Genomic DNA, 12,194 nt, shown 5'->3' on the forward strand with positions numbered 1-12,194 from the left:
CGTTCCCATACCGAACACGGAAGTTAAGCTCTTTAGCGCCGATGGTAGTTGGGGGCTTCCCCCTGTGAGAGTAGGACGTCGCTAGGCAAAAGTAAACCGCTGAGTTTTCAGCGGTTTTTTTATTGTAAAAAAGTGACCAACTAATAAGATTGAAGGTTAATTGGCACGACGCGGGTAACGTGGTCAGCCGCCATATCATATGCACTTCGGAGTCTAGCGCCGATGGTAGATGGTTACACCCTGTGAAAGTAGGAATTTGCTAGGAAAACAAACCCGTTGAAATTCAGCGGTTTTTGTTTGGTAAGAGAAATGGAAATTTAAGACTGATATGAGCTAAGTAAAAAAGCTGTTTAAAGCTTCACTCTGTACACGTTTGCCTAGAATGTTGTTGATGTAGTATTGGTAATTCTCAACAATATAACTTTAGAGTCAGGTGTCATTTAGCAAACGTAAGACAGTGCGGAATATATTAGTCTTTTATTGAAGTGTTATAACTTATATCAACTAGATTAATGTAAAAAAAGGATACTCCTATTTAGATGGAAGTTTCCTATTACCAGTGCAATGCTGCTTAAAGCAGAAGAAATGATTAGTAATTGGGCATTAAATGATCATACGGTAGCAGATATGGAAACAACAACAACCTTGGCAGTAGCGAGAAGGTATTTGAAAAAAAGCAATTGGATTGTTAAAACTTTCGGACCACCTAATCATAGGAGATACGCTTTACTCCTATACAAAAGAAAGAGAATTAATTGAAGAGGAGAGGAAATAGATGAAAAATAAGGGATGTTGCATAAAGTCAAAAAAACATTGAATAGTATTTTTTTCTAGTCATGCTCTTTTAACCTATTCACTTCCGTTTTCACACTCTCTGCGACTATAATAGAAAGGGATAAATGAACGGAGTGAGAAGATGAAAAGGGAAAGACCGGTCGTTTCGGCGCTACAAAATTTTGCTGAGATGGAGCCGTTGAGTTGGCATGTTCCGGGGCATAAAAACGGCTTATTATCAAACTTACCAAGCACTATCAAAGACGCACTTACATACGATTTAACAGAGTTAACAGGCTTGGATGATTATCATCATCCAGAAGAAGCCATTGCACGGGCTGAATTGCTTTTAGCGAAGGCATATCAAGCGAATAGAAGCTTCTTCTTAGTGAACGGCTCAACAGTGGGAAATCTGGCAATGATCTATGCAACCTGTAAACGAAATGAAAAAATTATAGTACAAAGAAATGCACATAAATCAATTTTCCATGCATTGGAGCTTGTCGGGGCAAAAGCTATTTTTTTGGCACCGGCATGGGATACCACAACAAAGACTCCCGGAGCTGTTCCAACGACTGCATTAAAAGAAGCGTTGCTGCTTCATCCGGATGCGAAAGCAGTAGTGTTAACCTATCCAACCTACTATGGCGTAGCAGGTCAGGAGCTAGAGACACAAATCGAATTGTGTCATGAAATGAAAATACCGGTTCTTGTTGATGAAGCACATGGAGCACATTTTATAGCAAGCCAATCATTTCCGCCCTCTGCCATCCAACTTGGAGCTGATGTCGTTGTACAATCTGCACATAAAACACTTCCAGCTATGACCATGGCATCGTTTTTGCATGTGAACTCTCAATTGATTAAAGCAGAAAAGATTAATCATTATCTAAGAATGCTTCAATCAAGTAGTCCATCCTATCTGCTTCTTGCTTCTTTAGATGACGCAAGAGACTATATAGATAGTTATTTAGAAAGTGATGCAAATTATTTAAAACAGAAAAGAAATCAGTGGATTGAAGCATTGCGTTCAATAGAACCTTTACAAGTGATTGAAGTAAATGACCCGTTGAAGCTATTATTACGTTTCCCGGGATATACAGGGTTCCAGTTAAAAGAAGTACTTGAACAACAAGGGATTTTTGTAGAGCTTGCTGATCCTTATCAAGTATTATTTATTTTACCTCTTTTAAAACATGGACAAACGTATCCATTCGCAGAGGCGCGTATACGTATTAAAGAAGCAATTTTTAATATAAGAGAAAAAGGGGTAAATACTATTGAAACGGTTACACCATCCAATGAATATACTACCGTTTCAATACCGGAGTATTCCTTTGATGAAATGGAACAGCTTGAAAAAGAATGGGTTCCATATATGCGGGCGATTGGTCGTGTTGCAGCAAGTATGCTTATCCCATATCCACCTGGAATACCATTATTTTTGCCTGGAGAAAAAATTACTGTGGCAAAGTTAAGTCAACTAGAGGAGTTACTTGCGATGGGTGCAGCTTTTCAAGGGCAACATCATTTGAACGAAAAGCTGATTTACGTCATAAAGTAATAGTCGGAGGAATATAGAAATGAAAAGCAATTTATTTATTACATTTGAAGGCCCAGAAGGAGCGGGGAAAACGACAATTTTAAACCAAATCGTTGAGCGACTACGGGAGCAAAACGTTGACGTCTTAGCCACGCGAGAACCAGGTGGAATTGAAATTGCGGAAAAGATTCGGGAAGTAATCTTAAACCCTGCCAATACAGCGATGGATGAGCGAACAGAAGCACTATTGTACGCTGCTGCCAGAAGCCAACATTTTTTTGAAAAAGTAGAGCCGGCAATGAAACAAGGCAAACTGGTATTATGTGATCGTTTTATCGATTCTTCATTAGCCTATCAAGGTTATGCTCGTGGAATTGGCATGGACGAAGTTTTATCCATAAATGAATTCGCTATTGGGAAACAGATGCCTGATTTAACAATTTTATTTGACTTGAATCCTGCAGTTGGACTAGCCCGCATTCATGCACACAATGAGCGGGAGTTGAATAGACTTGATGTTGAGAGCTTATCATTTCATGAAAAGGTTAGGGAAGGCTATCATGAAGTAGTTAAACGTTATCCTAATAGAATTAAAGTAGTAAATGCTGATCAGTCTGTGGAGAAAGTAGTAGAAGAAGTCTGGCGTCTGATATGTAAGTCACTAGAGGAAAAGTAAATGAAGTGTGCTATAATATAAACACCAATTCAATATATGGGAGTGAGTGCGGATGAAGTTAGTTGTTGCAGTCGTTCAGGACCAAGATAGTAATCGTTTGTCTAGCGCGTTAACTAAAAATAATTTTCGTGCAACAAAATTAGCAAGTACTGGTGGTTTTTTACGTTCAGGAAATACAACCTTTATCGTTGGAACGGAGGATGCATTAATCCCCCAATTGCTTGATATTATTCGAGATAATTGTCGTTCCCGCGAACAGATGGTATCACCTGTTTCGCCCTTAGGTGGCAATGCAGACTCTTATATACCGTACCCCATTGAAGTTGAAGTTGGGGGAGCAACAGTTTTTGTATTACCAATCGAACAGTTCCACCATTTCTAACCTAATTTAGTAGAAATTTTCGTATAATTTATTCAACAAAGTATTGTAGAATTTATATAGTAAGATTTATATTCGATAATAGGTGTTACCAATGGCGGGTGCTTAAATATATAGACACTTAAGCTACTGGTTTTGTGATTAGGTGGAGGCGAAAGGTAATTGAAGATAAATCAAGATTTACGTTTAGGTTTAAAAACGAATCATCAAGATATAAAACAGCCGAACCAATCCGGAAATCGCTTTAGTGAAGTGCTTGTAAAACAAGGCTCAAAGCTACAAACAGAGCAGTTAACGAGATTAATTGGCGATATATCTGCAGCTGGTGACCGTGTGGCAAGGTCTCGTAACTTGCGTGAATTGACTCGTTTTAAAATGCTAATCAAACGTTTCCTGCAAGAAGCTGTTGAATATGGTCTTGATATGAAACAATCTCATACATGGAATCGCTTCGGAGAAGGGCGTCGCCTGAAAATTGTTGAAACGATTGATGAGCGATTAGTAGAACTTGCACAGGATCTTTTAAATGAAGAGAAGAGTTCAATCGATTTGCTTGATAAAATTGGTGAAATCAAGGGATTGCTAGTTAATTTATATATGTAAAACCCGTGTCTACTTACTTTCCTGTATGGGACACGGGGTTTTTTCTAAGAAAAGTGAAATTAGGAAGACTTAACTATTTTCATTAAATGTTACGTTTAGAGAAAAAGGTGAACAAAGTGGTAGAAAATGTGGAAGAGCTAAAGGTTTTACAGCCTGTAGTAATGAAGCAGTTACAAACGATTTTTGAGAAAAATAGAACCGGACATGCGTACATATTTGATGGTGAAAAAGGGACAGGCAAAAAAGCAATAGCAATGTTCTTCATAAAACTACTTTTATGTCTGAACCCGTCGAATAATGTTCCATGTGAAACATGTCGAAATTGCAAACGTATTGAAACCGGGAATCATCCGAATATAAAACAGCTGGAACCAGACGGACAGTTTATAAAAATCGACCAAATTCGAGACCTTATTTCTGGAATGACGAAAACAAGCATGGAAGAGGGGCGTAAAATTTATGTCCTACATCATGCTGATCGTATGAATACATCTTCCGCTAATACACTACTAAAATTTTTAGAAGAGCCCGAGGGTAATGTGACAGCTATTTTATTAACAGAAAGCTATCAGTCTATTCTGCCGACGATACAGTCACGTTGCCAACATATAAAATTTGCTACTGTTCCACGGGATATTTTATTAAAGCAACTTCAAGAACAAGGTATCACCTTTTCAATGGCATCTACTGTCAGTATGCTGACAAACAACTTAGAAACGGCTATTTTATTGGCACATGATGAGCAGTTTGCACATGCAAGAAAAACAGTGTTAAAATTAGTAGAGACAGTCAGAAAAAATGTCCATGAGGCATTATTGGTTGTCTATGAAGATTGGCTGCTTTCCTTTAAAGAAAAAGAGGAGATAGAACGAGCCTTAGATTTACTACTATTCGCATATCGTGATATTGTAGCTATAAAGGCGAATCCTCAAAGCTCTTGTACATATCCAGACATGTTACAAAGTTGGAAGGAAATTGCGTTACACACAACGTATGATCGTCTGTCTGATCAATTGCAAGCAATTTTACAAGCAAGGCAAAATTTGCAGCGCAATATGAATCGATCGCTTTTGATGGAGCAGCTAATGCTTAATCTGCAGGAGGGGTATACATTTGTATAATGTAGTAGGAGTCCGCTTTAAAAAAGCGGGTAAAATATATTATTTTGACCCCGGTGAATTTCTACTTGAAATTGGGCAGTATGTCATAGTAGAAACAGCAAGAGGGGTCGAGTACGGAAAGATTGTCGTTCCGATGAAGCAAGTTGGGGAAAATGATGTTGTTTTACCACTAAAACAAGTTTTACGCCCAGCAGACGAACGTGATCGAATCCAAGTTGATGAAAATAGGCAAGAATCACAGCGAGCTTTTGAACTAGCCAACACTAAAATTAGTGAACATAAGTTAGAAATGAAGTTAGTTGATGTTGAGTATACATTTGATCGAAACAAAATTATCTTTTACTTTACGGCTGAAGGAAGAGTGGATTTCAGAGAATTAGTAAAGGACTTAGCTTCGATTTTCCGTACACGTATTGAGTTACGTCAAATTGGTGTGCGTGATGAAGCGAAACTTCTTGGCGGTATTGGCCCTTGTGGCAGAATGCTTTGCTGTTCGACATTTTTAGGGGATTTTGATCCAGTTTCCATTAAAATGGCGAAGGACCAAAACCTTTCATTAAACCCAACGAAAATTTCTGGCCTTTGCGGTCGTCTTATGTGTTGTCTAAAGTATGAGAATGATGATTATGAAAACGCTAAGGTAGGAATGCCTGATATCGGTGATTCAACAATGACACCGGATGGCCCAGGTAAAGTAGTAGGAATTAATGTGTTAGAACGGTTGATTCAAGTGTTCTTAGAAGAGCAGGTACGTTCTGTTGAATATACTTTAGAAGAAATTATTGAATGTGAGAAGAATTTGATTTAGATAAACAATGGGGTGGCTTTCTAGTGAAGGACCGTAATTTCTTAGATACTGTTATGGAATTCGAACAACAGCTCGAATCGCTACAGCAACAATATAATGATTTAAAAAAATATGTTGCACATATGGTGGAAGATCATCAAGCAATTCAAACGGAAAACCTTCACCTACGTAGACGTCTAGAAGAGCTTTTATCTACAGATTCTACAGATGAGAGTAGCAATGAAGAGAAAGTAAGCTTATTAGATATTGGCGAGGGGTATGATAATTTAGCACGTCTATACCAAGAAGGGTTCCATGTTTGCCATGTGCATTTTGGCGGTTCTCGAAAAGGTGAAGATTGTTTATTTTGTCTATCGTTTTTAAATAAACAAAATGCATAAGTTCTCTCTTTAGGTAAAAGGCTGATACCACTTAATGTGGCTTTCAGTCTTTTCTTTTGTTTAATTTTTATTAATTCTTATTTGATAGTACAATGATATAAGTAAATAGAATCGAAAGGTTAGTGAAAGTATAAATAAAGTAACTTATCCTTTCCTGATTGGATATATGGGTGCCTAATATTAATTTAAAGGTGCAGATAGTGGTTTTAGGCAACCACTACACAGTGGATGCATATGGAGGTTTTTTATGGAACAGTGGTTAAAAGAAGATGAACGGCTGGATTATCTATTGGCTGAGGATTTAAGAATTATTCAGAGTCCGTCTGTTTTCTCTTTTTCATTAGATGCAGTATTATTATCGAGGTTTGTCAATGTCCCTATAAATAAAGGGAAAATTGTCGATCTCTGTTCTGGAAATGGTGTTATACCCTTGTTTTTAAGTGCCCGTACAAAGGCTGAAATTATTGGTGTCGAATTACAAGAGCGACTATTTGATATGGCTGAACGCAGTGTAAAATACAATGGATTAGAAAGCCGAGTCAAAATGGTTCTTGGAGATGTAAAGACGGTACCACCTCAACTGGGAATAGAAAAATATGACGCAGTGACATGTAATCCTCCTTATTTTTTAGCACATGAACTAAGTGATAAAAATGTTAGCGAGCATTATGCAATTGCACGTCATGAACTATATCTCACGCTGGATGAAGCAATTGAGTCAGCAAGTAAATTACTTAAACAGGGTGGAAAGGCTGCCTTTGTTCATCGTCCGGGAAGACTTCTTGATATTGTAACAGCAATGCGGGCACATCGTCTTGAACCGAAACGAATTCGTTTTGTCTATCCGAAATTCGGAAAGGAAGCCAACACATTATTAATAGAAGGAATTAAAGATGGGAAACCAGATTTAAAAGTATTACCTCCATTATACGTATATAATGAGAACAATGAGTATACGGATGAAGTGAGTGAGATTCTTTATGGAGACAAAAAATAATCATTTCTTTTATGTATTAGAATGTGCAGATCAGTCTCTCTATGCGGGTTACACAAATAACTTGGAAAAACGAGTGGCAACTCATAATGCTGGGAAGGGAGCAAAATATACAAAAGCACATCTACCTGTAAAATGCGTTTATTATGAGACCTATGAAACAAAGCAAGAGGCGATGCGTGCGGAATACGCATTTAAACAATTAAAACGAAATGATAAATTGAAGTATATCGGAGGGGCACCAACATGAAATCGCAAAAAAGCAGTCTGCATGAACAAGGAAGCTGTCTGTATTTAGTGGCAACGCCAATAGGAAATTTAGAGGATATGACGGTACGTGCACTGCGAATCTTAAAAGAAGTAGATGTGATTGCAGCGGAAGATACACGAAATACAAAGAAGCTATGTAATTACTTCGAAATTCAAACACCGCTTGTGAGCTATCACGAACACAACCTCGAACAAGGAGGAGAGAAGCTGCTCGGCTATTTAAGAGAAGGAAAATCTGTTGCCTTAGTTAGTGATGCCGGTCTTCCTTGTATCTCAGATCCAGGTGCGGATATTGTGGTGAAAGCGATTGAAGAAGATTTTGCAGTTGTGCCAGTGCCAGGGGCCAACGCGGCTTTAACCGCATTAATCGCATCGGGGATTACACCGCAGCCCTTTTACTTCTTTGGTTTTTTAAGTCGTCAAAAAAAAGAGCGTAGACTGCAGCTAGAGAAGTTAGGAAAGCGTGAAGAGACAATGATTTTTTATGAAGCTCCTCATCGACTGAAAGAAACATTAAAAGATTTGGACCTTGTTTTAGGGGATCGGAAAATTGTATTAGCACGAGAACTGACAAAGAAATTTGAAGAGTTTTTGCGCGGAACTATTTCAGATGCACTCAATTGGGTAAATGAAAATGAAATCCGAGGCGAATTTTGTGTAATATTAGAAGGAAATGTAAATGGTGAGATGGAAGAGGAAGAAACAGCCTATTGGACAAACCTTTCAATAGTAGAACACGTTGACTATTTAATAGAAGAAAATCAAATGAACTCAAAAGATGCCATTAAAGAAGTGGCAAAATTGAGAGGATTAGGTAAACGTGATGTATATCAGCACTATCACGTATAACGCTTATAAATTTTGCTTCCGAGTATTGAAGAAAACTGTGTAATATATAGTAATTAAAAAGGAGAATCTCACCCACTAATGAGATCTCCTTTTTTCGTTTGAGAAATTAATGAAAACGACTCTCGCAAGTTCTGCGAAGATTGTATTTTCTCATATATTATTTTGAAAAGTGTTGTTGAATTTCTTTTACTAAAATATCCGCGCCTTCTGGACTTAAAATTAATTTCCCACCAGCAAGACGGAAATTCTCATCAGATACTTCCCCAGTTACAGCACAAGTCATGTTAGGCATGTATTTTTTAAGAATAATTTTATCGTCATCAACGTAAATTTCCAATGCATCTTTTTCTGCAATTCCTAGTGTGCGACGGAGTTCAATAGGAATAACTACACGTCCTAATTCATCTACTTTACGAACGATACCTGTTGATTTCATGACAATATTTCCTCCTATGTTTGTATAATATATTTTACATTCGTCAAAATTCGACATATTTTTTCTTTCTGAATAGAATCATACCAAGTAATCCCATATACGTCAATTATTTAGTATTAATGGTTGAAACTTGATGTGAACATGTTGTGAACATTATTATAGATAAATGAGGTTTAGTAATTATAAATCGCTTTAATTGGAGATTATTATTATAAAACAAAATATATAGTGGAAAAGTGCCAGTGATTTTACACCTTTTTCTAGTCATATTTTTCGACAAATCCCTGTAATAATATTCTTTCATTGAAACAATTTTCTTACTTCGATAAAATAAACATTATAAAGTTGACAATGGAGGCCATTATACGTGAATGAAAAGAACACATTTTATATAACAACCCCAATTTATTATCCAAGTGGTAAATTTCATATCGGTACCGCTTATACTACAGTTGCATCAGATACAATCTCGCGTTACAAACGTTTAAGAGGATATGATGTTCGCTTTTTAACAGGAATGGACGAGCACGGACAGAAAATTCAAGAAAAGGCTGCAGAAGCTGACAAAAATCCTCAAGACTATGTAAATGAAATTGCTGAAAGCGCTAAGAAACTTTGGGCTTTAATGGATATTTCCTACGATGATTTTATCCAAACTACACAAGAACGCCATAAAAAAAGTGTAGAGAAAATTTTTCAAAAGTTCTTAGACAATGGAGATATTTATAAAGGTGAATATGAAGGCTGGTACTGCACACCTTGTGAATCATTTTATACGGAAACTCAATTAGATAATGGAAATTGCCCGGATTGTGGAAGACCAGTACACAAAGTTAAAGAAGAATCTTACTTCTTTAATATGAAGAAATATTCAGAACGCCTACTGCAATATTATGAAGATAACGTTGAATTCATCGAGCCGGAATCACGTAAAAATGAAATGATTAATAATTTTATTAAACCTGGATTAGAGGATTTATCTGTTTCTCGTACTTCGTTTGACTGGGGAATTAAAGTTCCAGGTGATCCAAGACATGTTATTTATGTTTGGGTGGATGCACTGACAAATTATATTACAGCTTTAGGATATGGCTCAGATAACGAGGAATTATTTAACAAGTACTGGCCAGCAGATGTGCATGTAGTTGGGAAAGATATTGTTCGATTCCATACGATTTATTGGCCAATTTTCTTAATGGCCCTAGATCTTCCATTACCAAAGAAAGTATTTGCACACGGCTTTATTATGATGAAAGACGGAAAAATGTCGAAGTCGAAAGGAAATGTCGTATACCCAGAAATGTTAATTGAACGTTATGGATTAGATGCGACAAGATACTTCCTTCTTCGCGAATTGCCATTTGGTTCAGATGGCGTATTCTCGCCTGAATCCTTTGTTGAACGAACAAACTTTGACTTAGCAAATGATCTAGGAAATTTATTGAATCGTACTGTATCCATGATGAATAAGTATTTTGATGGCATTATTCCAACTGAAAACCTGGTTGAAACAGAATATGATGCCGCTTTAAAGATTCATGCAAAAGAAACGCGTTTAATATATGAGAAAAATATCGAAAAAATGCAATTTAGTGTTGTATTATCCGATGTTTGGTCACTTGTTTCACGTACAAACAAGTATATCGATGAAACACAGCCATGGGTATTAGCGAAAGATGAGGAAAACAAAGGGAAACTTGCCTCTGTAATGTTGAACTTGGCTGAAAGTCTTCGTCACATTGCTGTTATGCTTCAGCCATTTATGACGTCAACACCTAAGCAAATTGTCGAACAATTAGGTTTGGACGCGACTCATCTGACTTGGGAAACAATTGAAACATTCGGAAATACTATTTCAGCAAATACTAAAGTGGCAGAAAAAGGAATTCCGATTTTCCCGCGTTTAGACGTTGAAGTTGAAGTTGCTTATATAAGAGAACAAATGAGAGGATCTGTGAAAACACCTCAAGAAGAGGAGAAAAAAGCAGAAGTAGAAGTTCCGGAAGTACCTGAAATCAGTATCGACGATTTTATGAGAGTGGACTTGCGAGTGGCGACTGTTACAGCGTGCGAACCAGTCCCAAAAGCAGATAAATTACTAAAACTTCAAGTTGATCTTGGCTACGAACAACGCCAAGTTGTATCTGGTATTGCACAGTATTATAAACCAGAGGAATTGGTGGGACAAAAAGTTATTGTTGTGGCAAACTTAAAACCTGTAAAACTCCGTGGAGAATTATCTCAAGGAATGATTCTAGCGGGATCACATGATGGTGTTTTAACACTCGCAACAGTGGATCCAACACTTCAAAATGGTGCAAAAGTAAAATAATTATTAATAATAAATAAGCCTGTTGGACAAACTTCGTTCAACAGGCTTTTCACTCGAAGTTATTCTAAAACACTATACTATTATAATAAAATGATAAAAAGTACATGTCGAAATAGGGAAATATTACTAAAGTAAGTGGAAAATTGTATGATTTATGACACAAATAATTCACCCTGTAATAATTCTGTAATTTTATTGTCAACTACGAAATGTTTATATCCAATACAATAGGTTAGGAGAATGAAGTATGTTTATAGATACACATGTCCATTTAAATGCAGATCAGTATGATGAAGATTTACAGCAAGTAATCGAGAGAGCAATAGAAGCGAAAGTTGAAAAAATGGTGGTAGTTGGGTTCGATCGAAAAACAATCGAAAGAGCTATGAAGCTTGCAGATGATTATGAATTTATCTATGCGGTTATTGGGTGGCATCCTGTTGATGCGATTGATTGTACATCCGAAGATTTAGAGTGGATTGAACAACTTGCCGCTCATCCAAAAGTTGTCGGTATTGGCGAAACTGGTTTGGATTATTATTGGGATAAATCACCAAAGGAGGTACAACAGGAACTATTCCGTAAACAAATTCATCTAGCAAAAAAATTGAAACTACCAATCATCATTCATAATCGTGAAGCAACTGGCGATGTTGTAAAAATCTTACGCGAAGAAAATGCAGCATCAATTGGTGGTGTTATGCATTGTTACAGTGGTAGTGTTGAAACTGCTCGTGAATGTATTGACATGAATTTCATGATTAGTTTAGGAGGCCCTGTTACATTCAAAAATGCCCGAATGCCAAAAGAGGTAGCAAAAGAAATTCCGCTAGAGCATTTAATGATTGAAACAGACGCTCCTTATTTAGCACCACATCCTTATCGCGGAAAGCGTAATGAACCGTCATATGTGCCATTAGTTGCTGAAGAAATTGCTCGCCAAAAAGAGCTATCAGTTGAAGAAGTTGCACAAGCGACAACCTCAAATGCTATTAAATTTTTTAATCTCGATGAATAGATTTCCTAAAT

General features: G+C 37.0%; 13 protein-coding genes and 1 rRNA gene. 13 read left to right on the plus strand and 1 reads right to left on the minus strand.

Annotated features, from left to right (window positions below; all coding sequences use genetic code 11):
* The 11 genes from rrf to rsmI form a co-directional block, all read left to right on the plus strand.
* Nucleotides 1–87, plus strand: a 5S ribosomal RNA gene (gene rrf / locus ACFQU5_RS16990); the annotation flags it as partial.
* Between the two features lie 829 nt (nt 88–916).
* Nucleotides 917–2,338 (plus strand): aminotransferase class I/II-fold pyridoxal phosphate-dependent enzyme, encoded by a 1,422-nt coding sequence (locus tag ACFQU5_RS16995; protein ID WP_390290493.1) that lies wholly within the window; start codon nt 917–919, stop codon nt 2,336–2,338.
* 19 nt (nt 2,339–2,357) lie between these two features.
* Complete coding sequence (gene tmk, locus ACFQU5_RS17000; protein ID WP_390290496.1) at nt 2,358–2,993, plus strand: dTMP kinase; 636 nt, start codon at nt 2,358–2,360, stop codon at nt 2,991–2,993.
* 52 nt (nt 2,994–3,045) lie between these two features.
* A complete protein-coding gene (locus ACFQU5_RS17005; protein WP_036197895.1) occupies nt 3,046–3,375 on the plus strand; it encodes a cyclic-di-AMP receptor in 330 nt (109 codons plus the stop codon).
* A gap of 159 nt (nt 3,376–3,534) precedes the next feature.
* Nucleotides 3,535–3,975: a YaaR family protein gene (locus ACFQU5_RS17010; RefSeq protein WP_390290500.1), complete on the plus strand. Its 441-nt coding sequence runs from the start codon at nt 3,535–3,537 to the stop codon at nt 3,973–3,975.
* A gap of 116 nt (nt 3,976–4,091) precedes the next feature.
* The gene (gene holB / locus ACFQU5_RS17015; RefSeq protein WP_390290624.1) at nt 4,092–5,096 is read left to right on the plus strand and encodes a DNA polymerase III subunit delta'; all 1,005 of its coding nucleotides are present in this window, start codon (nt 4,092–4,094) and stop codon (nt 5,094–5,096) included.
* Complete coding sequence (locus ACFQU5_RS17020; RefSeq protein WP_390290503.1) at nt 5,089–5,904, plus strand: PSP1 domain-containing protein; 816 nt, start codon at nt 5,089–5,091, stop codon at nt 5,902–5,904. The genes holB and ACFQU5_RS17020 overlap by 8 nt, the downstream gene beginning before the upstream one ends.
* Before the next feature lie 23 nt (nt 5,905–5,927).
* The gene (yabA, locus tag ACFQU5_RS17025) at nt 5,928–6,284 is read left to right on the plus strand and encodes a DNA replication initiation control protein YabA (protein WP_282992010.1); all 357 of its coding nucleotides are present in this window, start codon (nt 5,928–5,930) and stop codon (nt 6,282–6,284) included.
* A 247-nt stretch (nt 6,285–6,531) separates the two neighbouring features.
* Nucleotides 6,532–7,281 (plus strand): tRNA1(Val) (adenine(37)-N6)-methyltransferase, encoded by a 750-nt coding sequence (locus ACFQU5_RS17030; protein ID WP_390290506.1) that lies wholly within the window; start codon nt 6,532–6,534, stop codon nt 7,279–7,281.
* The gene (locus ACFQU5_RS17035) at nt 7,265–7,528 is read left to right on the plus strand and encodes a GIY-YIG nuclease family protein (RefSeq protein WP_390290509.1); all 264 of its coding nucleotides are present in this window, start codon (nt 7,265–7,267) and stop codon (nt 7,526–7,528) included. The genes ACFQU5_RS17030 and ACFQU5_RS17035 overlap by 17 nt, the downstream gene beginning before the upstream one ends.
* Nucleotides 7,525–8,397, plus strand: coding sequence for a 16S rRNA (cytidine(1402)-2'-O)-methyltransferase (gene rsmI, locus ACFQU5_RS17040; RefSeq protein ID WP_390290512.1), 873 nt, complete (start codon nt 7,525–7,527; stop codon nt 8,395–8,397). The genes ACFQU5_RS17035 and rsmI overlap by 4 nt, the downstream gene beginning before the upstream one ends.
* 157 nt (nt 8,398–8,554) lie before the next feature.
* Here the strand turns inward: rsmI and abrB are convergent, their stop codons facing one another.
* Entirely contained in the window at nt 8,555–8,833 is a 279-nt protein-coding gene (gene abrB / locus ACFQU5_RS17045) for a transition state genes transcriptional regulator AbrB (RefSeq protein WP_107936282.1), read from the minus strand.
* A gap of 367 nt (nt 8,834–9,200) precedes the next feature.
* On the opposite strand from abrB, the gene metG reads away from it, so the two are divergent.
* Together metG and ACFQU5_RS17055 are read left to right on the plus strand one after the other, a co-directional pair.
* A complete protein-coding gene (gene metG / locus ACFQU5_RS17050) occupies nt 9,201–11,165 on the plus strand; it encodes a methionine--tRNA ligase (RefSeq protein ID WP_390290515.1) in 1,965 nt (654 codons plus the stop codon).
* A gap of 247 nt (nt 11,166–11,412) precedes the next feature.
* On the plus strand, nt 11,413–12,183 hold the full coding sequence (locus tag ACFQU5_RS17055) for a TatD family hydrolase (RefSeq protein ID WP_390290518.1): 771 nt from the start codon (nt 11,413–11,415) through the stop codon (nt 12,181–12,183).
* Nucleotides 12,184–12,194 lie beyond the last annotated feature (11 nt).

Source organism: Ureibacillus sp. GCM10028918 (assembly GCF_042666115.1).
Taxonomy (GTDB): domain Bacteria; phylum Bacillota; class Bacilli; order Bacillales_A; family Planococcaceae; genus Ureibacillus.